Here is a 22,175-nt window from a genome sequence, read left to right on the forward strand (position 1 = left end):
CGCAGAGCGGCTACCCCTTTGTAGGGAGGAAGGAGGAAGGGAGGGCCAAGTAGGGTCAGCGCATGCCGCAGAGCGGCTACCCATTTGTAGAAAAATGGTTTTGATCGTGATTTTGGCCCCGGCGGGGCCTCCTGTTTATAGGAGGCCCCGCCGGGGCCAAATCATTGTTGGTTGCAAGTTGAGATTAGATTTTTGCGGCATAATTTTGTATTCTTGGTGTAATCGATATTGAAACTGCAATTCCTTAACCGTCGTATTATGAGCCCAATTGACAGAAGGCAATTCTTATCTCAGCTTTCATTAGCTACGGCCGCGGTCGGCGCCAGCGGATTTGGTTTCAAGTATTATGACAAAGATGGTTTTGTTGAGGTTGAGATAGCGCCGGGAAAGCTGCGGGGGGTACGGCACAATGGGGTGAACATATTCAGGGGCGTTCCTTATGGGGGCAAAGTGTCGGGGGACAGGCGGTTTCGTCGCCCTGCACCCGTGGAACCGTGGACTGGTGTACGGAGTTCGGTATTCGGTGCGCCCTCCATGCAGCCGCCGCGCCACAACGAGCCAGCACCGGCGGAGGATTGTTTGTTTCTCAATGTATGGACACCGGCAAATGATAACCGGAAACGCCCGGTGATGTTTTACAATCACGGCGGCGGATTCGTGATCGGGTCGGGGGCGTCGCAAAGCCAGGATGGATCCAATCTCGCCCGGAATTTCGATGTCGTGGTTGTTCAGACCAATCATAGACTGGGACTCCTGGGTTTCCTGTATCTGGATGAAATCGCGGGCGAGGAATATGCAGGTTCGGGGAATATGGGTATGCTCGATATTGTCGACGGCCTGAAATGGGTGCACGAAAATATTGCACAATTTGGCGGAGATCCGAATAATGTGATGATTTTCGGCGAGTCGGGTGGGGGAGCGAAGACTTCCTGCCTGTATGCAATGCCTTCGGCTGCGCCTTATTTCAACAAAGCCTCGATAGAAAGTGGCCCGGGTGTGCGCATGACCCCCAAAGAAACGGCCGCCGAGACTACGGCAATGCTTTTAAGAGAATTGAATATCTCTCCCAAGGATTGGAGAAAGTTGCTCGACGTACCAGCTGCCGATTTGCTGGCTATTCAGGATAAACTGCCATCTGTACCTCCATTTATTGATAAAAACAATAAGAAAAAGCCGCAGCCAGGCGCGGGCGGCTTCGGTCCGGTAGTCGATGGGAAAATACTTCCAATTCACCCTTTTGATCCTTCTGCGCCTGACATATCCAAAAATAAACCGTTGCTTGTCGGGTGGAATGAAGATGAGTACAATTTCTTCATCTGGCAGCGAAAAGAAGTGGATTTGGTGAAAATTGACTTTGAGGGTTTACAGAAAAAACTCGAACCGTTTCATGGCGCGGATACGCAAAAAATGATCACTACTTACCGGAAAACAATGCCTGATGCATCCGCGATCGATGTTCTTGTAGCAATAACCTCTATCGCGATGATGGGGTTGGGTTCGATTGATATTGCAGAGAAGAAGGTACAGCAGAACGGGGCGCCGGTTTATCTGTACAATTTTGGGTATAAATCAGAAAAAAAGATACTCGACACCGACTACCCGATGGGCACGCCGCACGCGATGGATATTAGTTTCAAATTCAATAACGAGGTGCCGCCCAAAGATCCAACTCAGTCCAGCGAAAGCTTTTTCGGAGGGAGCAAGCCCGAGCGTTTTGTGGCTTCACATCACTTTGCGGAACTATGGACAACCTTCGCGAGGACCGGAAAACCAGCCGCAAAGGACGTTCCCGAGTGGCCGGCTTACAATATGAAAGACCGGCCGACTATGCGCATTGATACGAAATGTGAGGTGATCAACAACCGTTTCAAAGAAGAACTGGCTATGTGGAAATCCATCCGGAAAGCATAATTAGTGCCGATACCTATGTTAATACCGGCTGCCGTTTCATACTGCCGGTGGTCCGCAGGTTGTGGTACCAGTCAAATGCTTTTTCCAGGACGTGGGGTGTCTGTCCGCCGCGCTCGCAGGCTTCGGCGTAATACCCGGCCAGCATTTCGCGGTAATCGGGATGCACGCAGTTTTTGATGATTGCTTCCGCTTTTTGCCTCGGCGCGAGCCCCCTTAAATCTGCCAGTCCCTGCTCTGTTACCACAATGTCCACATCATGTTCGGAATGGTCGACATGTGAAACCATCGGTACAATGCGGGAAATAGTACCTCCTTTACAGGTGGATTCGGTTACGAAAATGCTGATGTAGCTGTTTTGGGCAAAATCTGCCGAGCCGCCAATTCCGTTCATAATGTGTGTTCCGGCAATATGGGAGGAATTGATATTGCCGTAAATATCACATTCCAGCGCCGTATTGATCGCAATAGTTCCCAGCCTGCTGATCACCTCTGCAGAATTGGTGATATCCTGAGGCCGCAGCAGGATTTTATCCTTATATTTTTCCAGATTATCAAAAACCCGCTGGTAGCACGCTTCTGAAACTGTAATAGAAGAGCCCGAGGCGAAATCAAGTTTTCCTGCATCGAACAGGTCGAATGCACTATCCTGCAAAACTTCTGAATACATTGTCAAATGCTCAAAATCACTGTTTGCAAAACCTTGCAGCACTGCATTGGCCACCTTTCCAATACCCGCCTGAATAGGTAAAAGTGACTGGGTAAGTCTGCCGGCTGCGACTTCGTTTTTGAGAAAATCAAGAATATACCCTGCAATTTTACTAGTAGTATTGTCGGCCGGCTGGATATCGGCGGGGCTGTCTTTTTTGTGGGTGAAAACAATGCCCGCGATCTTCTCCGGGTCGCAGGGAATGGAGCCGGTCCCAATGCGCTGTCCGACCGAAGTGATGGGGATAATTGCTTTTTCAGGGTAACTGCCGCTCAGGAAAATGTCGTGAATACCTTCTATATTTTCCGGCACTGCGGTATTGATTTCGATGATAACCTTTTTTGCCAGCGCCGCAAAAACTGCGGAGTTACCGACGGAAGTTGTGGGTACGATACTGCCGTCTTCGTGAATACACACGGCTTCGATGATCGCAATATCAATGGCCGGGAAAACGCCGGTTTTCAGATGCATTGCCGTTTCGCCCAGGTTTTCATCAATATACAGAAGCTGTGCGGAGTTGATGTGCCGGCGCATTGTCGCGTCTGCCTGAAACGGTAACCGCAGCGAAATCGCGTTGGCGGCAGCCAGTTTTGCATCTGTATCCTGGCCCAGCGAAGCGCCGGTGATCAGTGTAATTTGAGATTGGTCGATCTGAGCCCTTTCGCCAAAAGCTGGCAAAACCGCCTTGCTATCGCCCGATTTCGTAAAGCCGCTGGCAGCGATCACCATTCCGTTTTGAATAAGACCGGCAGCTTCTTCCGCCAGTATAATCTTATCAGTCAGCGTTTTATTTTTAATTCTTGCCAAGTTTTCCATCTGATTGTTACAGTAACGCTTCTGTTACCATTTGCCAAAGTAACTGAGCCAAGGCTGGAAATATTCTGATTAGGAATGGTTTAGAAACATGATTTGGATCAGGTTTTTTTTAAGAGCTGCTCTAAAACTGCTTGACACTTTTTCCTAATATCACTCGAATGGTACCTGCAAATAATTGCAATCCAATGCAGCTGGAATACTTCTTACTTTGGTGTTTCACCTACCTTGTTATGCATGACTTTCATAGCCAGCGTTGTTGCCCGCGATGGCGTCGCGATTATCGCAGATTCCTTAGTGACGTCTTCAAGGCACGTCATTGATCTCGAAGATTTTTTAGAATATGTTGAAACTAAGTCCGTGACAGGCTCCAATATCCAATTGGGAGTGGAAGAGCTATACAGCCTGTTTCAGATTCAGGACTCCTATACAAGAGATTTTGAGGAAAAAATATTCGAATATGATTCATTTACGGCAATTACAACAGCAGGAAATGCGGTTTTGAATGGACAGAGAATCACGCAGCTGGTTTCAAGGAAAAAGGCAAGAAACGCTGACATTGCCGGTTTCGAATATTGGACTATTGAGAAAAAGGTCGCTGATTTTTGCTTATTTTTAGAGGAGGAGATTAAAGAGTTTGTTGAAGCAAATGAATACAGTATCGTCGGGAGCACGGTCTTTATTTTTACTCATTTCGACAGACAAAGATCCGATAGCATTATCTTCAAGATCGAAACGGTTGAATGTTCTTCGGAAACATATAAAATGCCGGGATTTACCGCGGTTCCGATTCCTGTCCGTGAATCAGCGAAAATTGTTTGTGATGGTCAAAACAGAATAAGCAACGGAATCATATATGGCGGGATCGAGACAGTAATTAAATCGGTCAATAAGACAATAGGGTTGCTGATAACCGACTATGGATTCGATGGAAGTTTGATTGATGATTCTGCAAAAGGCAAGATTTTCAGGGATTGTGTGGAGCTTATCGACGAGGACATACAACTGAAAAAGCTCTCAGAACTTAGTTTACAGCAAGCTGTTGATTTAGCCGCGCTCTTGATGAGAATAGAGATTGATTTTCAAAAGTACACGGCGAACATCCCGACGGTGGGCGGGTTGGTGAAAATAGCAACGATAAATAATGGCGGATTTCGTTTTGTAACCGGACACAGGATCATTCGACCGGCCTGGATGTAGCTCGGTAAATTCGGTTATTTTTGTATCGAAAGCCTCTCGGTTAAATCTTTAAAAAAGAACTCAAACTGGTATATTCATGAAACGAGCATTGAAAAGAGATAATCGCTCACAAACCGTCACCAATGAAGAATTGATCGCTGCTCATGAACTACGTATCCGACAGCGTGAAAAAGGAGCTGCACTGTTAGCAGTGCTTGAGGCGAAATTTAGTGGCAAAACGATTGTGTTGAATGGTTTAACGAAATGATCCAGGCATATTGCGGGTGCGTGGTTAAGGCCGCCGCACCCCATTTAAGGTAAGTGCACACCCACACAGTTTCCCGATCGGAAAGGTCATATTGGGATAGCAGTTCCGCGGCATCTCAGCTTGTATTGCAATGCTGATTTGCGGGTGGCATGATGTTTATCCATTTAGTCCGAAAAATACTCCACGACTATGAAAAGCCTTGCCGATACAACCGAGCTACTCGATAATACTACCACGACGCTGATGGGTAGCGAAGAAACCCTGACCCCGGAAATTGGTATTGATCTGATTGATCAATGGATGGTGCCGCTTTCGGAAAGTGAAAATACCCAACCCATCGCCGAAGAGCTGCGGAAACTGAAAGCGTTACTAGGTACTGATCCGGCAGATTCTACGGGAATTGTTAAGCAAATGGGGGTAATAGCTGCCAAAGTTTTGCTTATTGCACCTGATATCGGCGCGGAAGGCGAAATGCCGTCATTGCTGGCTGGACTCGCGGCAGCGCTGCGTCTGGGAACGAGCGATACGGATACGGAATAGCTATCTATTTGCCATTCATTCATATAAACGCGCCTACCGGTGCACTTCTTAAATATTAAAATACACAGTTATGGCTACCAGTAAAGTAAAACAAATACACGATTTCGGACAGAGTATCTGGCTGGATTTTATAGATCGCAAAGTTATTGCTTCGGGAGAACTGAAAAAGCTGGTCGAAGAAGACGGCGTGCGCGGCGTGACTTCCAATCCGGCTATTTTTGAAAAGGCGATCAGCAGCAGTTCTGATTACAACGCGGACATTGCAGAATTAGCTAAAAGTGATAAAACCAACGAGGAAATATTCTTTGGTCTCGCCGTAGCAGATATTAAGCTGGCATGTGACCTACTTTGGCCAGTTTATAATGAAGAAGATGTAGTGGGTGCCGACGGATATGTGAGTCTGGAAGTGTCTCCGTTCCTGGCACTTGATACCCAAGGTACTATCAGTCAGGCGCGCCAGCTATGGGATGCGGTGGATAAGGATAATGTGATGATCAAAATTCCGGGAACCGAACCGGGACTTCCTGCGATCCAGACGGCGATCAGCGAGGGTATTAATATCAATGTTACATTACTTTTTGGCCTGGACCGTTACGAAGCGGTGACAGAAGCGTATATCTCGGGATTGGAGCAACGGGCAGCGCAGGGCTTGCCGGTTAATCATGTTTCTTCCGTAGCCAGTTTCTTCTTGAGCCGCATTGACATTCTGGTGGATCCGATGCTGGACGAGAAAGGTGTGGGAGAAATGAAAGGAGAGGTTGCAATTGCCTCGGCGAAACTGGCTTACCAGATCTACAAACGCGTTTTCAGTTCAGACCGCTGGAAAAAGTTGGAAGAAAAAGGAGCGGTGCCGCAACGTTTGCTGTGGGCGAGTACCAGTAACAAAAATCCTGCATTCAAAGATACCAGGTACGTTGAGGCGTTGATTGGCCCAAATACTGTGAATACAATTCCACTGGAAACACTCGAAGCATACCGCGACCACGGTGATCCGGCCAGTCGATTGGAAGACGATCTGGAAGCTGCTACGCAGACCATGGAAAAAGTGCGCGAAGCGGGAATCGATATGGATGCGATCACAAAACAGCTGGAAGAAGAAGGTATTGAAAAATTCAACAAACCGTTCCAGAAACTGCTGGATGCCATTGAGCAACAGAAATAGTGCCTGGTCGATTTTTATAAAATGAAAAAATATGGAAACCATTCATTCTCGGCCTGATTTGGAGCAGGAAAAAAATACGGATCACGCGGAGAAGGATGCGGCTTTGCTGGAATTCATGACAGAATTCCGGCAAAGCCAATCTTCCATGGAGGAATTGCAACACACGATGGAAAAATATCCCGGGCTGCTTTCTGGCGAACATTATTGGCGTACTATCTCCAAAAATGGCCAGGATTTCAGCGCATCGGCCGAGGTTGACGAACTGCAAAACCAGGTGATCGCTTTTTCTTCTATTTCAAACGCAAGTGAAATACTCTGTGCGATCAATCTGCATCAGGGGGAACACATTCCGGTGTACGTGACGCTGGACGATAACCTGCACCCAAGCGGGTCGAAAATGTATTGTTTGTACGCTTCTGCTAATTCACCTGCGGAACTGAATGTGGAAGACAGGAATGGAAAAGCAGTAAGGCTGACAATTCCGCCGCGGGCTTTGGTGATCTACGGTTGAAAATCCACTGTTGTTGCTATTTTTGAAAGAAAAACAACAGCATGGTTTTTGAGAATTCCAACGAAATCCTCAGTCTTTACGAGCTTAATGCAAGCAATGCCCACATCGTAACCGAGGTACGCGATACGGATATGACCTTTATCTGGAATGTAGCCGATCGCATGGACATTACGATTGACAAGGTTCCATTTCAGCTCGCGAAAAACCAGATCATTTTCCTGACCGAATTTCATCGGATCGATCAGGTTAAAATACAGGCTGCCAGAATGGTGAGATTTAACCAGCCTTTCTATTGTGTCGTCAACCATGATAACGAAGTAGGCAGTAAGGGGCTTTTGTTCTTTGGTGCGACGGGCGTGCCGATCATCACTGTGGACGAAAGCAGGATCCGCGACTTTGAGTTGTCCTGGGAAATTATGCTTTCCGAAATCTCCAAAAATGAAATATTGCAGCAGGATATGTTGCAGGCAATGTTGAAGCGTATGCTGATCCTCTCGGTCAGGATATTGCGACAATCAAATAATCTTAGTAAACTTGATAAGACGCAAAGTGAAGTTGTGAGAGAGTTTAACTATTTGGTAGATAAGCATTTCGCTACCCATCACAACGTGGCTTTTTACGCGTCTCAACTCAACAAATCTCCGAAAACGCTGTCCAACCTTTTCTCGCTGATGTCAACACGCACGCCGCTGAATATCATTCACGACAGGATCATGATCCATGCGCGCCGGCAGATCAATTACAGCAATTTGTCGATCAAGGAAATTGCGTACGAGCTGGGTTACGACGATATTCAAACGTTCAGCCGCTTTTTCAAGAGTAAAGAAGGCGTGTCGCCCGGGCATTATAGGGAAAAATCCGAGCAGCCGGTGCTGGAATAGGGAAAAATTGCCAACAGGACGGGAATTGTTGCCTAACAAAGACATTTATGAATGATGCAATTTTGAGTCATGGAAATCAACGGGATTTCTTCACTCAAACATAGTATCATGAAAAAAATAGCAATTAATGGTTTTGGCCGCATCGGACGCGCCGCATTGAAAGTCATTTTTGAAAACAATGACCTGGAACTGGTAGGTGTCAATGATTTGATGAGCATCGAGAATGCCGCCTATCTGCTCAAATACGATAGCAATTATGGTAAGTATGAAAAGGAGATAAAAGTAGAGGGCGATTCGCTCGTCATAGACGGCAAATCGGTGAAGTACCATAGCATCCGTGAAATTGAAAATCTGCCCTGGAAAGCTCTGGGAGTGGATGTAGTGATAGAAAGTACAGGTTTTTTTACCAATCATGCCGACGCAGAAAAGCACATCAGTTCGGGTGCGAAGTTCGTCGTGATCTCCGGCCCGACCAAAGACACGCCAACGGTCGTGCACGGTGTTAATACCGAAGACGGCAAGGTTTCTATCTTCTCCTGCGCGAGCTGTACTACCAACAGTATCAGTCCGGTTATCGAGATCCTGGGCCGCAGACTTGGTATTAAAAAGGCTATTTTAAATACCACACACGCATATACTGCCTCTCAAACACTGGTTGACGCGCCTTCAAAAAGGGAACCGCGCATGGGCCGGGCTGCCGGGATGAACCTCGCGCCAGCAGCTACGGGAGCAGCTATTGCGACGACCAAGGCACTGCCGCAATATGCCGGCAAGTTCGACGGGATCGCTGTTCGGGTTCCGGTGTCGGTGGGTTCGATTTCAGACATTACGTTTATTGCCGAACGTCCTACGACCGTCGAGGAGATTAATCAGATACTGACCGAAGAAGCTGCGACTGCGCGGTATGAAAAAGTGGTTGCCGTGACCGACGAGCCGCTTGTATCCACCGATATCGTCAAAAGTCCTTTCGCGGCGACCGTAGACCTGGAAATGACGCGGGTTGTTGACGGGGACCTGGTGAAAGTGATGGCGTGGTACGACAACGAATGGGGCTTTACCAATCAAATGATCAGACAGATCCAGTCGCTGTAAGTGTCCTATCCAGCCTTTATTAAATATTATTATCATGAATTACTCAAAGCTTGCATTTACCGACGGAATTAAGTCGATCCAGCAGAGAATGGGCAGCCGCAATACTTACGAGCGGATGGAGGAAATGAGTTTCAGAGAAGGTCTTACGGCTGTTGAAACTGATTTCATCGGTCAAATGGATAGCTTTTATCTGGCTTCGTACGGGGAGAATACCTTCCCGTACATCCAGCATCGGGGCGGGCCGAAAGGTTTTATCAAGGTGATTGATGATGACACGATCGGAATTGTTGATTTCAGCGGAAATCGTCAATATATCTCGGTCGGGAATATTGTGAAAAATCCCAAGGTGTCGCTCATTCTGGTTTCATACCCGATGCAGGCCCGGTTGAAGATATTTGCGGAAGCAGAAATCATGGAGATCAGCGACCACCCTGACCTTTATGAAATCCTTAAACCGGAAGGTTACAGATTCCGGCCCGAAAGGATGCTGGTTTTTCATATTAAAGCCTACGACTGGAACTGTCCCCAGCATATTACCCCGAGGTTTACCGAGCAGGAAATGGAGCCAATGCTGCATCAGCAGAAGGAATATATCAGGAAGCTGGAAGAAGAAGTAGCTTTTCTTAAAGGGAAGATTGCTGGTTGACCAGCTATTCATCGTGCCAGACTTACAACACTGATACAGTTACTACCCATGTATTTGATCCAACGTCTCCCGGCTCAGGGGTTTTGAATAATAGCCGCGCACGAGCGGGTGATTTTCTGCCTGGTCGCGGTCGTCGGGGTCAATTGAAGAGGATAGGATAAAGATATTGATCTGTGACTTCAATCTTTCGGGCAGTGTTTCGAATTCATTTAAAAACTCCCAGCCACTCATTACCGGCATATTGATATCTAAAAATAGGATTATCTCTTTATCAGTTGTGCTGAGAGTAGATTCCTCTTTAAACCATGCAAGCGCTTTTTCAGGGTTTGTAAATAGCTGAGTTTCGGATTTAGGCGCAAATTTGTCAATGGTATATTTGCAGACCATGTTACTAATCGAATCGTCATCCACGACGACAAAAATGGAAAGTATGCTCATAGTATTGGAAGTTAGAGATTATCCGAACGGAAGAGTATCCTGAATTCTGTGCCTTTGTCGACCGTACTGTCGGCAATTATTTTCCCACCAAGCATTTCAACCTGTGTTTTAACCATAAACAATCCCATTCCCTTTCCTTCCACATGATGATGAAATCGTTTGTATAAACCAAACAGGTGCTTACCCTTTTTTTTCAGGTCAATCCCCAATCCATTGTCCTGAAAGGAAATCATTATTTCACCATTAACAACCTCACTTTTTATTTTAATTACAGGGTCAATATCTTTCTGTCGATATTTAATACTGTTTATAATCAGATTATAGAATATGCTGTGCAGGTAACTCCTTAATGTGATTATTTTATTTAAGGCACTAAAATCCGTTTGTATTTCCACATTTTCCCGTTCGATGATATTGTAAATGCTCGAACGGATATTATCAACCAGCTGCTGCATTTCTACCGGTTCTCTGTTTTCGCTAACCTCTCTTTTAACTTGCAGGATCGTGTTAAGATCTGACACAATATCATCCAGCCTTTTTACATTCACCAGTACCCCCTGCAAAAGTTCCTCGTTTTCTGCCGGGGAAAATTTATGCTGACTTAGCAGCTCGGCCAGCCCGATGATATTTGCTACCGGCGCACGCAGGTTATGTGATACAATATAAGAGAACTGTTCAAGACCTTTGTTGGAATCAATTAATTCTTCCGTATAACGTTGCAAATTTTTATTGAGCTCATGAAGTCGTGACTCATCATGTTTTCGCTGAGTGATTTCCCGCAAATAAACGGAAAGCCCACTGGCAGATGGATAAACTGTTACCTCAAACCACGCTTTGCCCCTTTCGTAATAGGATTCGAAATGCTGGATTGTATTTTGATCAATTGCCTTTTGATAATAGATGTGAAAAAGCGTGTCAACTACATCCGGGAATATATCCCATATATTCTTCCCCAGGATCTTTTCTTTTGGCGTATTTAATACGATCTCTGCCTGCTTGTTCCAATAAGTAACGATCCAGTTTTTATCCACCGCAAAAAAGCAGTCCCCGATACTTTCCAGGATTACATTTTTTTCTTCCAGCGCTTTCAGGACTTTTTCGTCAGACTGTTTCTCTTTCGTGATATCGTTTACAAAGCAGGAAAGACCTGTAACTGTGTTTTTCTTTTTAATAGGGTGAATAGAAAATCTGAGGTGGCTGGAAGAACCATTGTAAGGGAGTTCCTTTTCGAATTTCAGGATTTCCCCGCTCAGCGCCCTGGAATTAATATCCATCCATTCCGTCTCCGAGCCCGGATCAAACTTGCTCAACGATTCAAGTATGTGATAACCAGGCTGTACCTCAATATCATACCGTTCCTTCATCATATCTTCCAGCGCATTGTTGTAGGTAATATACCTCAGGTCAGTATCCAGGGAATAGATCAGCGCGTCGGTATTGTTCATGATCGCATTCAGGTTCGATTCTGATCGCTGGAGTAGGTCCTGAGCTAATTTCTGATCCGTAATATCCGTCATGGTGAGGGTCAGTCCTGTGATGCGGCCGTTTTCCAGAACCGGGATCATCGTGACATTTAACCAACTATTTTTTCCCTCAATTTGCGCGTACATGTGCTCATATTGCCTTAATTCTCCCGCTAATACCGCATTAATGGCCCGATTATATTCCTCGCTTCTTTCATCATCGATGGAGTCGGCCAGGCTGGTTCCGATCACGATCTCGTTACCGGTGGAAACCTTATAGAAGTACCTGGCTTTACTATTGAAATACACAATCGTCGCATTGGTGTCGGTTAAAACAAAGCCTTCCGAAGTGTTTTCAAAGATGGCCCGCAGGTTGTTTTCCGAACTTTGCAACGCCTGCCGGGATTTCTCGATTTCGGTCACGTCCCGGAAATTATCGACTATCCCATTAATAGCCGGCTCATGCAGCATATTGGTCACCGTCGCTTCGATCCACCGCCAGCTGCCGTCTTTATGCATCATCCTCCCGGTGTGGCCCTTTATCGGTATGCCCGGACTTGCCAGTACCTTACCCATTACCTTCATTAGCTGGGGTACATCATCCGGATGCGCCTTGCTAAAAATGTCCATCGCGTATATCTCCTCAGCCGAATAACCCAGGACATTCTTTACAGCCGGAGATACATATATCGGCTGCGCTTCCGCACTAAGCACGACCACCGCGTCGGCGCTGTTTTCAACCAGCGTACGGAACCGCTCTTCACTATTAGTCAACTGTTCCAGTAAATTCTGCTGATCGCTTTTGAACTCGTATTTTTCGAGACTCCGGAGAATAGCAAACGGCAGGCGGTCGATCTGGTTTTTTATGACATAATCATCTGCGCCGATCCGAAGGATTTCCAGCGCCATTCCGTCCGTAATATCGTTTGAAACAATAATAAAAGGGATGTGTATGTGGTATTGACGCAGTATTTCAAGGGCTTGCGAGCAATGTATGCCGGGTAGCGAGAATTCAGATAGGATGATGTCAGGTGGGAAATCAATTACTGTTTTTATGAATTCGTCCCGCGTGCCGGCTACCCGTATTTCAGGAGACAAATTTGCCTTGTTCAGGGCGTGTCTTGCCACCGTTGCTCCATCCAGTGAATTATCCAACTGCACTATTTTCAGACTCTCGCTCATGGGGTGTTACTATTAAAAATATGCGCGATCCGCAAGAGAAAAATAACGGGGAAATGAATAATGTCGATGTCCTTTTTGTCTCCGTGCAAGGTGCTTTATATCGGGTGCAGTTTACATCTTTGCGTTGGGATTTTATGCACGCACTTACGCAAATTTAGTGTCAGATTTTGATCGTCAGAATGCGTAATCCTGCTTTCCATAAACTGGAATTATCAGCGCCTTTGGCCCGGGTATTTTTTAAAAATATCCGTTTTTCCTCAATTTTCTGGCTTCCGAAGGAATTTACAGGGGCGTTTTAAGCTCAAAATTTCCTATTTTTAGGTGATTCACAAATCTCATCCCCTAATATCGTTAAGCATTCTTCTATGAAAAAAATATTTCAATGGACTTATATATCACCTGTTATTGCCTGGATTGTCTACCTGCTATTGCCGGCTGATGCTGGGTTTTTAGTCAACTTACTGGCCGTGGTCGCCCTGATCGTAGGCGTGCTTTCGGCCGTGCACCATGCAGAAGTAGTGGCACATAAAGTGGGCGAACCTTACGGTACGATCATATTGGCGATCGCTGTTACATTGCTGGAAGCTTCGATCATCGTCTCCCTGATGTTGACGGGTGGTGTTGGTGCCGATACTTATGCGCGCGACACCCTTTTTGCCGCCGTTATGATCATTCTCAACGGTATTCTCGGTATCAGTATGTTCGTAGGCGCATTAAAATTCAAGGAACAAACCTTTGAAACCAAGAGCGTGACGATCGCACTGGTGAGTCTAGTGTCGATCCTGGTGCTTACACTGGTATTGCCCAACTTTACCACCAGTATTGCAGGTCCTTCTTACAGCGCGCCGCAGCTTATTGCCATTGGTATCTGCTGCCTGGTTATTTACGGATCATTTTTATTCACACAAACCGTCAGGCACCGGAAATACTTTCTTACAGACGTGACCGGCGAAGAAAAGGCGGTTACACAAGTGGAAGCGCTGACGAGTCTTGTTCTTTTGCTCGTTTGTTTAGGAGTAGTTATTTTGTTGGCTAAAACACTTTCTCCGGTCATTGAAGACGGAGTGGTGGCCGCTGGGTTACCCACCGCATTGGTCGGTGTCGCTATTGCTGCTGTGATCCTGTTGCCCGAGGGTATTGCCGCTATCCGGGCCGCGAGACGTAACCAATATCAAACGAGCATTAACCTCGCACTGGGTTCGGCACTGGCCAGTATCGGACTTAGTATTCCTACCGTGGTAATTGTTTGTACTTTAATGGATCTGCCGCTGGTGCTGGGTCTGGATATGAAGTCGATGGTCCTGCTGGTTCTGTCAGTTTTTACAGTAATGCTTTCTCTGAATAAAGGGCAGACCAACAGTTTGTATGCAATAGTGCTTCTGGTCAATCTGATGATGTATATTTTTACAATCGTATTCCCGTAAACGTTTTTGTGTTTTAATAAAAACTTCCTGTAAATACAGAAGAAGGGGCACCGCTAAGCAGGTGCCCCTTTTTGTATCAATACAAATCATAATCCTCTTAACCCACGTCTCTCAACCTGATGCTCCTTTTCACCGGCGAGCAGAAACATTTGGCCAGCGCGCCCAGATCAAGTCCCATCTTCTGAAGATTTGCTTTGAACTCACTCCCGCCGGTTTTGTTCAGGCAGGTAAGCAGGCGGCATATCGCCTCCTGGGTCGGGTTGTGGCCCGGATCGTTGTCGTGGCTTGGTGGCGGATTATTGCCTCCCCGCCACACCGCAGCCGTTACTACCTGCTCTCTGGTGTAGCTGATATTGCGGGAAGTTTTCCCTTTTGCCTTTACCCTGAACGTATAAACTCCGGCAAAAGCCGCCGGAACAGCCACTTCATAAATGCCGGCAGCAGTTTTGCTGAACACCACATCGGACATGAGCCCATCGGGGGTTTTCAACTCAGCCTGAACGCTGGCCGTATTGTCAAGCGCAAAGCCGTATTCGGTGATAGCCGCTCTCAGCTTCAGCGTCGCACCCGGTTCGTAGCCTGTCTGCGATTTGGTACAGTTCATGCGGAGGTTGGAATAAGCGTGGACCAGCGCAGTATATTTTACCCCATGCGCCAGCGCAGCCTGATACATACTGTTCGATTTCCTGTCATCGTTCCTTCGGAGAAATTCCAGGTACTTTTTCCAGTTATCCTTATTTACGGAAAGAACAATGTTCCAGGTCCCGGAATGCGCTTCAACGCTGCCCGCATTGGTAACCGGCATGGTCAGGCGGTAATAGGATAGCATTTGTCCGTCGCTGCGGATCACCGTTGGGAAAGTGCCGAGGTTGGAGGTGTCTATAATATCACCGTCCGGTGTTTCTATGCTGAATTCAAGGATCTCGTTCATCACTGTCATCAAGATCGTATCTATCGAAATATCCGCATCATTTACCCTGAACGGGATCTTTACCTTTTGGCCGGGGGCTACATAACCCGTCGGATCCACCACGATCTGCTCGTTGTTCACTCCCGCCTGAATTTGAAGGAAGTACTTCGCGATCTTGAATGTATCGTCGTCGTCCAGTGAATCCGTCAGCATCAGATAACCGCCCGTATTATTGCAAATGCTGTCCAGCGCGGCGGGATTCAGCTGACCAGCCGTACCGAGCCCGACGGCAAATACCTGCTCATCGATCAGACCTTCCACGTCCGCAATGTATTTCGAATCGGTTTCGTGTCCGTCCGTAAAAACAATAATTGCCTTTTTTTGGTAGCCTGTTACGCCCGTCATGTTATTGTGCGCCCGCTCGATCCCGTCTCCAATCGCCGTAGCGCCGGATGGATTAGCGGCATAACTCCCGAAAGCGGTCTGGGCAGCGGAGCGGGCCGGATCAAAAGGATCGTCCGCAGGCCCGAACGGACCCACCAACGGATGCAGCAGATCGTGGGCATCCTGGTCGAAAGTCACGAGGCCAAGTCCGTTATTCTCACGAACATAGCCCACAAATATGCCGGCCGAGTATTTCAGAACTTCCTCCCGCGTCAGCGATCCCACGCCCGAATCCCACAGCATGCTTCCCGACTGGTCCAGAACGAGCGTCATGGCGCAGGTTGGCCGTGCGACGGTATTGGCACTAATGGTAACCAGAAATACTTCATTGGTGGTATTGCAGCGAACTTCCGCCGTTCCCGAAGCCGTGTCGCCCGCATTCGTACCCGTGTATTTGACCCAGATAAAAACTGAACGCGGCGTGTCATAGTCGGTGGTTTTGCCAAGAATGATCGGGCCCGAATAGTTGTGCAGGCCAAAAGGGGCGGAGGGAGGTACCGACAGCTCAAAACGCGTCTCGTGGAAACTGTTCACATCGATCCGGATCGCCCGGAGCTGCGTTTCTCCTTCCGGAATGTCAATAAACTGCAGTTCGATCTGAACCGGAGTGATTTCCCAGCCGGCTTTGGTAACCGCATGCAGCGCATTAATGCGGCCGTAACCCATTTCCTGGTTCCGGGTACCATTCGGGAAATCGGCATTCGCAGCATAACCGATCGAGCCCACCTTTTCGGCAGTCAGCTCGATCACATCTCTTACCTGGCTACCCGTCAAAACCGGCTCTACACTGCGGATCAGGCAGGCGAGCCCCGCTACGTGCGGTGTAGCCGAGGAGGTTCCGTTGAACTCCATTGTGTAGTCGCCGCCATCGTATCCTACGCCACCCTGTCTGTCGGTTGTAGGGATCAGCACGCCAGGGGCGACTACCGACACGCCGGTGACAACACCGTCGTACGTATCCTCGCCATAATTTGCGCCCCAGAAATCTTCTCCGTCCGGGCTGGTCTTTTTCTTGCGGTTATCATCGGTGGAAGAAGCGCCGCAGCCGATTACCAGCGGATGTTTGCCGGGGTAGCGGTTGGTGGCCGCGTCGTCCTCGTTACCGGTGGCTACGCACATCACCACGTTGTTGTTGAATGCGTTTTGTATTTCAGGGTCAATGATCGAATAGTCCCAGCCCCAGTCGTCGTAAACACCGAAACTCATACTGATCACCGAGGCGCCGTTTGTGGTCGCATAATTGATCCCGTTCGCACATTCCACGTCCGACCAGTCTGAAAACGCGAGGGGCATGATGAGGCAGTTTCCTGCCACGCCGGCTACGCCTTCGCTGTTGTTGAAAGTGGCTGCAGCAATACCGGCGCAAGCGGTACCATGGTCGCCGGTTGGCTCACCGGTCGGCATCATGGTGCTGAGATTGATACCATCTTCGGAAAATGCCAGGTCGGGGTGGGACAGGTCGCAGCCTTCGTCTAGGATGCACACTACTACTGCGTTGCTTCCGGTTGTATGGTCCCAGGCGTCGGGCGCATGTATTTTGAGCATATTCCACTGGTCACCCCAGAGGTCGTCGTTCGGGGTAGTTGTGGTGATCGGTTTGTACATAGGCACGTTTTCAAACCGCACCTTGCCCAATACTGTGGAGTGCCCCAGCAGCTTTTCATACAATTCATGGAAGCCAAACTTTCCCGGGTCCTTCAACTTGAAATACCGAAATTTCCGCAGCAGCCGCGACTTACTTTCGATCTCTTCGAAGCCGAGGCTGTTTAGAAAAGCATCCTGCTGACCACGTGACTTTTCAGAATCCGGCACCAGTATCACGTCGGATTTCGGGCTGAAACGGGCTTCAAATCCAGTGTCGCCTGGGATATAATAAACGGGCGATACCGATTCCGCAGAAGCCCCCAGCTCCTCGTCGATTTTTGAAAGCTGCTCTTCATTCAACTCCGAACCGTCCGCCGTTTTGACCCATATTTTATTGTTTGAATTATTTAATTGCGGCTTAATTCTCTCCTGCTTTTTCTCGCGCTCGTTTTTTGCGTCACCACTTTGTAATGAAACTCTTTCAGGTTCTTCCTCAACAAGAAATGTTGCTTGCAGCGAAGCAAATGCGCCGGATGTATCTACGCCTTCCTTTAATTTGATTAAAAGTCGGGTAGGATCCAGCTGTGCGGTTTTCTGATTGGCAGTTGTAATAGTTTTCAAAAAGTTTCTCATGACCGATCATTATTTTTATGTTTGATTTATTTAAATAATAGATCAAATGTAGTCCGTACCTATTTTCTGAAAAATCATGTAAATCATGAAATTTTGGGAGAATACCCTGAGCAATTACTAATGGTTTTCAGTTATATTTTTTCGGATAAATACAAATAAAAAAGTGCTGTTGAAATGATTTAATTTCAACAGCACTTTATGTAATTATTAATTTTTTCTCGAAAAGTAGAAGCAAATACTATTAAATTATTTTGTGACGCACTGCATATAATGCTAACCCTATTGAACCTTTCACTCCCAGCTTCCGGATCAGGTTTCGGCGATGGGATTCAGCGGTAGGCGGGCTGATGAAAAGCCGGTCTGCAATCTCGGTAGTGGAAAATTCCTGCGCAATCAGCCTCAGCACTTCCAGTTCGCGGGATGATACTTTGGGAATGAGCAGATCGCTGAATTTTTCGGTATATACCTTGGCTTCCCGGGCTAGTTTGGTGATGATATTATTGCAGAAATATTTATTCCCATTGATCACAGATTGAATAGCATAATATAATTCTTCTGAACTTGCATTTTTTAACACATAGCCCTCTACACCAGCTAATATCGCATTCCGGATATGTGTCTTTTCTTCTACCATTGTGAGTAATATCGTCTTGATATGCGGGTAGCGATATCGCGTCTGCAAACACAGATCTATTCCCGAAAAATCAGGCGCCTGGCAATCAGTAATCACCAGATCTATTTCATAAAGTTCCATTAAATTTAATGCGTCAACTGCATTTTCAGCTGTACCAGCTAAATGCAGTTTTTCATTAGCTGAAATCAGCATTGATATTCCTTCCAGAATAATTCGCTGGCTATCTACGAGAAGAACTCTTGTCCTATTCATTGCGTAGAATGGATTAATTAATGAAGAAAAATAGCGTTGAAAAAGAGGCGGGAAGTCAGTTTTAATATACCAATTTAGAGAAAATGAAATACATTTGTGTGTATTAGCAGGTTATCTTAGTTAGCGGTTTTTATTTATACTTATTAACCGGAATTCATGACATTTATACGCGAAGGTATCAGGGATATTACGCAGTTTGACGAGCCTGATTTGTTGCTTTTTCAGCAAGCGCTCACTGGGAGACAGATTGGTAAGGGGCAATTTCTGATGCAGCCCGGTGACACATGCAGGCATATTCATTTTTTGCAAACTGGACTTTTACGCAGCTTTTATTTAAAGGAAGAGGAGGAGCGGACCATTGCTTTTTCACTCGAAAACTCCTTTTGTACTGACCTGAAAAGTTTGCGTTCCGGGCAGCCGTCAGAAATAGCCATTCAGGCACTTGAACCTTCCGTCCTTTTAAGTATTTCCAAATCCGACCTGATCAGGCTGTATCAACAATCTCATCAGATTGAAGCTTTTGGTCGCAGGCTGCTGGAAACCTTGCTGGAAGAGCAGGAAGAGTACTTATCATGGTTCAGGCTGTATTCAGCCAAAGAACGCTATGATTTTATGCTCCAAAAGCACCCTGGTCTATTACAACGTATTTCGCTGGGACAGCTCGCCTCTTATCTGGGGATACGCAGGGAAACGCTCAGCCGTATTCGTGGCCTGCGGTCGTAGCTTTTTGACTTTTGTCACACCTTCGTCGTTTGCGGTTCATTTACTTTTGCCCCGAGCAATCGAAAAAAATGGACATGAACACAGACCAGACCCGGAAATTTATTACTGACTTTATTGAGGAAGTTTGGAATCAGCAACAAACCGACAAACTCGGCGAATACCTGCATTCTGCTTATATTGATCACTCCCTGCCGGCCTATTTGACACCTGATCACTTAGGATTAATCAAATGGATACAAGCCCTGAGCCGCTCTTTTTCTCATCAAACCATTATTGAAGATCAGGTGACGGAGGAAAACAAGAGTATTGTCAAGATCCAAATGCGGATGATACACATCGGTGAGTGGCGTGGTATCCAGCCGCAGGGTGCCCAGGTAAGTACCGGTGGCTATCGGTTCTATCGCCTTGCAGATGGAAAAATTAGGGAGCATTGGGCCGAGATCAACGGTGCAGTATTGGAAAACCAGCTCACGCGAGGAAGGACAAGCTAAGATTTGGCTGCATCGCCCCCTGCGATTGTCCCGAAACCCCATAATTATTTTGGTGGGCCAGCAATAGTTTTGTGTCGCATTAATCTTTCGTAAACAAACATAAAACACTTAAAATGAGAAAGCTGGTTTTATTTGCGCACATGTCCCTCGATGGTTTCGCTGGTGATAAGGAGGGAGGCCTGGGCTTTTTGACTTACAATGAAGAGCTGCAGCAATTCGCGGATGAACTGGTTAAGACGGTGGGGGCGCCTGTGTACGGCAAAAATACTTACCATTTAATGGCAGGTTACTGGCCCACCGTTTTAAACGACCCGAATGCAAACGAGCGCGCACTGGCACATGCAAAATGGGTGCAGGAAATTCCCAAAATCGTTTTCTCAACTACATTGGAAAGTGCCGACTGGAACAATACCACGCTAATCAGAGACAATGTAGAGGAAGAAATTGCCAAACTCAAACAGCAACCGGGTAAAGATCTGGTGATATTCGGCAGTCCGGGGCTCGCCAAAAGTTTGATGAATCTCGGACTGATCGACGAATACCAACTGACCCTGCATCCCATCATATTGGGAGAAGGAAACAGCTTATTCAACGGCAATACGAAGCTCAGCAACCTGAAACTGCAAAGTTCAAAAACGCTGGGTTCGGGGGTTATAACGTTGCATTATACTAATTGAACCAAGCTAATAAAACAAAGCCGCCCGGATCTGTGAAGGTCCGGGCGGCTTTGTTTTTTACAGGAATTTATATTTTAATAACCAGGGTTTTGAACCAACTGATTGTTCACCTGAAGTTCTCTGAATGGTATTGCGAAAATCAACCTGTTTTGCGTCACATTAAATGCCGACGGCAGCAGGAAACCGTAAAGCGCTTTCATTTGCTGGCCTTTTTTGGTCAGCACGTCGATCGCCTGGCCCGTACGGATCAGATCCTGGTAGCGGTGGTTTTCGAATGCGAGCTCGTGGCGCATTTCATTGCTTACATTCAGTTTCGTAGCCTGCGTCAAAGCCGGAAGCCCGGCCCTTCTGCGTACTGCATTGAGATGAGGCAATGCCTGGGTAGCCTTACCCTGTTCCACCAAACATTCCGCCAGCAAGAGCAATGCACCCGAATACCGGTACACCGGCCAGTTCTCATCCGTATTGAATTCACGTGAATACGGTCCGTGTAGGTATTTTTTTACCATATAATAGTGCGTTTTACCCGCCGCAGGTTTGTAACCGACGATGCTTTTAACCGATTCGGTCGTAAAAAGATCGCTTTCCATCCGACCTTCAACCACGGCCACCGAAGCCTCTAAACGCGTATCGCCGGTTTCGTACGAATTCACCATTTCCTGGGTCGGCACATTCCAGCCGCCGCTGAAATCACCCGCATAGTTATTTCCGCGAACACCCATTAATACTTCTGAATTGGAAGTTTTGGGGATAAAACGCCAGTTGAAAAAGCTCTGCTGACCCGCGTCGCCTTCCTGGTACTGCACCTCGAATATCGACTCGCTATTGTTCTTATTATTCGGGTTGAAAACAGCTGCATAAGTCGGCAGCAGGCTGTAATTCATTTTCGTAATATCCGTCAGCTCCACTTCTGCTTTGGCATATTCACGCGTTGGCTTGGTCATGTAAACGCAGGCAAGCAGCATTTTCCCAGCCCCTTTTGTGGCGCGGCCGCTTTGCGGGAAAGTGGATGCAACGGGAAGCAATGGAATAGCCACCGAAAGATCCTCAATGATCTGAGCATAAACCTCTTCCACCGAATTTCGCGGCAAGAATGCTTCTCCTTCGGCACTTACTTCCGACAGGTGTAAAGGCACGCCGCCGAAGTTTTTAACGAGGTCGAAATAATAGAATGCGCGCAGGAAATAAGCCTCGCCGAGAATGCGGTTCCTGGATTCGGGTGACAGTTCAATGTCGTCGATTCTGGACACAATGGTATTAACCCTCGAAATGCCCGAATAACAGGCGTCGTACCGTGCAGAAACGTAGCTGCCCGTATTCTGATCATCCAGAAACTGCGAAAGCACTTCGGTACTCAGGTAAGGGCCTCTGTCGCCCGGATAGTAGGTGAAAAACGTATTGTCGCTGCGCATTTCATCCATAAAGATCCCGCTGGTCGCGATCTGGCGTGTTCTTTCGTAAGCCGAATTAAGTGCCTGGTTGAAATGCTCTTCGGTTTTAAAATACGTCGCAGAGCTCAATGTAGTAGGCGGGGCGAGGTCGAGAAATTCGTCGCTGCAGGAGCTCAACCCGATTGCCGCTGCGAGCATATATGTGAATTTGATTTTCATA

At 47.1% G+C, this 22,175-nt stretch carries 19 protein-coding genes; 13 read left to right on the forward strand and 6 right to left on the reverse strand.

All coding sequences use genetic code 11. The features are described from left to right. The first annotated feature begins 258 nt into the window (after positions 1-258). Complete coding sequence (locus tag LZG94_RS19310; protein ID WP_233793432.1) at positions 259-1,911, forward strand: carboxylesterase/lipase family protein; 1,653 nt, start codon at positions 259-261, stop codon at positions 1,909-1,911. A 13-nt stretch (positions 1,912-1,924) separates the two neighbouring features. Here LZG94_RS19310 and LZG94_RS19315 read toward each other — a convergent pair whose 3' ends face one another. Next, the gene (locus tag LZG94_RS19315; RefSeq protein WP_233793433.1) at positions 1,925-3,433 is read right to left on the reverse strand and encodes a succinate CoA transferase; all 1,509 of its coding nucleotides are present in this window, start codon (positions 3,431-3,433) and stop codon (positions 1,925-1,927) included. Between the two features lie 234 nt (positions 3,434-3,667). On the opposite strand from LZG94_RS19315, the gene LZG94_RS19320 reads away from it, so the two are divergent. The 8 genes from LZG94_RS19320 to LZG94_RS19355 all read left to right on the forward strand — a co-directional run bounded on the left by LZG94_RS19320 (position 3,668) and on the right by LZG94_RS19355 (position 9,709). Further along, positions 3,668-4,630 carry a hypothetical protein gene (locus tag LZG94_RS19320; RefSeq protein ID WP_233793434.1) on the forward strand — a complete coding sequence of 321 codons (963 nt, stop codon included), beginning with the start codon at positions 3,668-3,670 and terminating at the stop codon, positions 4,628-4,630. Positions 4,631-4,706: 76 nt separating this feature from the next. After that, entirely contained in the window at positions 4,707-4,877 is a 171-nt protein-coding gene (locus LZG94_RS19325) for a hypothetical protein (protein WP_233793435.1), read from the forward strand. A gap of 189 nt (positions 4,878-5,066) precedes the next feature. Beyond that, complete coding sequence (locus LZG94_RS19330; RefSeq protein WP_233793436.1) at positions 5,067-5,417, forward strand: hypothetical protein; 351 nt, start codon at positions 5,067-5,069, stop codon at positions 5,415-5,417. A 70-nt stretch (positions 5,418-5,487) separates the two neighbouring features. Next, positions 5,488-6,579: a transaldolase gene (gene tal, locus LZG94_RS19335; RefSeq protein WP_233793437.1), complete on the forward strand. Its 1,092-nt coding sequence runs from the start codon at positions 5,488-5,490 to the stop codon at positions 6,577-6,579. Between the two features lie 31 nt (positions 6,580-6,610). Further along, positions 6,611-7,090, forward strand: coding sequence for a hypothetical protein (locus LZG94_RS19340; RefSeq protein ID WP_233793438.1), 480 nt, complete (start codon positions 6,611-6,613; stop codon positions 7,088-7,090). 41 nt (positions 7,091-7,131) lie between these two features. Next, positions 7,132-7,971 (forward strand): AraC family transcriptional regulator, encoded by an 840-nt coding sequence (locus tag LZG94_RS19345; RefSeq protein ID WP_233793439.1) that lies wholly within the window; start codon positions 7,132-7,134, stop codon positions 7,969-7,971. A gap of 108 nt (positions 7,972-8,079) precedes the next feature. Further along, entirely contained in the window at positions 8,080-9,063 is a 984-nt protein-coding gene (locus tag LZG94_RS19350; RefSeq protein ID WP_215231657.1) for a type I glyceraldehyde-3-phosphate dehydrogenase, read from the forward strand. 34 nt (positions 9,064-9,097) lie between these two features. Further along, a complete protein-coding gene (locus LZG94_RS19355) occupies positions 9,098-9,709 on the forward strand; it encodes a pyridoxamine 5'-phosphate oxidase family protein (RefSeq protein WP_233793440.1) in 612 nt (203 codons plus the stop codon). Between the two features lie 42 nt (positions 9,710-9,751). Here the strand turns inward: LZG94_RS19355 and LZG94_RS19360 are convergent, their stop codons facing one another. Continuing rightward, the gene (locus LZG94_RS19360) at positions 9,752-10,147 is read right to left on the reverse strand and encodes a response regulator (protein WP_233793441.1); all 396 of its coding nucleotides are present in this window, start codon (positions 10,145-10,147) and stop codon (positions 9,752-9,754) included. A gap of 11 nt (positions 10,148-10,158) precedes the next feature. Further along, positions 10,159-12,792 carry a PAS domain S-box protein gene (locus LZG94_RS19365; RefSeq protein WP_233793442.1) on the reverse strand — a complete coding sequence of 878 codons (2,634 nt, stop codon included), beginning with the start codon at positions 12,790-12,792 and terminating at the stop codon, positions 10,159-10,161. 365 nt (positions 12,793-13,157) lie between these two features. Here LZG94_RS19365 and LZG94_RS19370 point away from each other — a divergent pair, with 365 nt between their 5' ends. Continuing rightward, positions 13,158-14,216: a calcium:proton antiporter gene (locus tag LZG94_RS19370; protein WP_215231653.1), complete on the forward strand. Its 1,059-nt coding sequence runs from the start codon at positions 13,158-13,160 to the stop codon at positions 14,214-14,216. Positions 14,217-14,313: 97 nt separating this feature from the next. Here LZG94_RS19370 and LZG94_RS19375 read toward each other — a convergent pair whose 3' ends face one another. Beyond that, positions 14,314-17,787, reverse strand: a complete 3,474-nt coding sequence (locus LZG94_RS19375; protein WP_233793443.1) for a S8 family serine peptidase — start codon at positions 17,785-17,787, stop codon at positions 14,314-14,316. A gap of 241 nt (positions 17,788-18,028) precedes the next feature. Further along, positions 18,029-18,673 (reverse strand): response regulator transcription factor, encoded by a 645-nt coding sequence (locus LZG94_RS19380; protein ID WP_233793444.1) that lies wholly within the window; start codon positions 18,671-18,673, stop codon positions 18,029-18,031. Positions 18,674-18,829: 156 nt separating this feature from the next. Here LZG94_RS19380 and LZG94_RS19385 point away from each other — a divergent pair, with 156 nt between their 5' ends. The 3 genes from LZG94_RS19385 (at position 18,830) to LZG94_RS19395 (ending at position 20,564) form a co-directional block, all read left to right on the forward strand. Then, entirely contained in the window at positions 18,830-19,396 is a 567-nt protein-coding gene (locus LZG94_RS19385) for a Crp/Fnr family transcriptional regulator (RefSeq protein WP_233793445.1), read from the forward strand. 74 nt (positions 19,397-19,470) lie between these two features. Continuing rightward, entirely contained in the window at positions 19,471-19,887 is a 417-nt protein-coding gene (locus tag LZG94_RS19390) for an ester cyclase (protein ID WP_233793446.1), read from the forward strand. 113 nt (positions 19,888-20,000) lie between these two features. Further along, positions 20,001-20,564 (forward strand): dihydrofolate reductase family protein, encoded by a 564-nt coding sequence (locus LZG94_RS19395; RefSeq protein ID WP_233793447.1) that lies wholly within the window; start codon positions 20,001-20,003, stop codon positions 20,562-20,564. Between the two features lie 74 nt (positions 20,565-20,638). On the opposite strand, the gene LZG94_RS19400 is transcribed toward LZG94_RS19395, so the two are convergent. Continuing rightward, positions 20,639-22,174, reverse strand: coding sequence for a RagB/SusD family nutrient uptake outer membrane protein (locus LZG94_RS19400; RefSeq protein WP_233793448.1), 1,536 nt, complete (start codon positions 22,172-22,174; stop codon positions 20,639-20,641). Between the last annotated feature and the right edge of the window lies 1 nt (position 22,175).

The organism is Dyadobacter sp. CY343, assembly GCF_021390335.1.
GTDB lineage: Bacteria > Bacteroidota > Bacteroidia > Cytophagales > Spirosomataceae > Dyadobacter.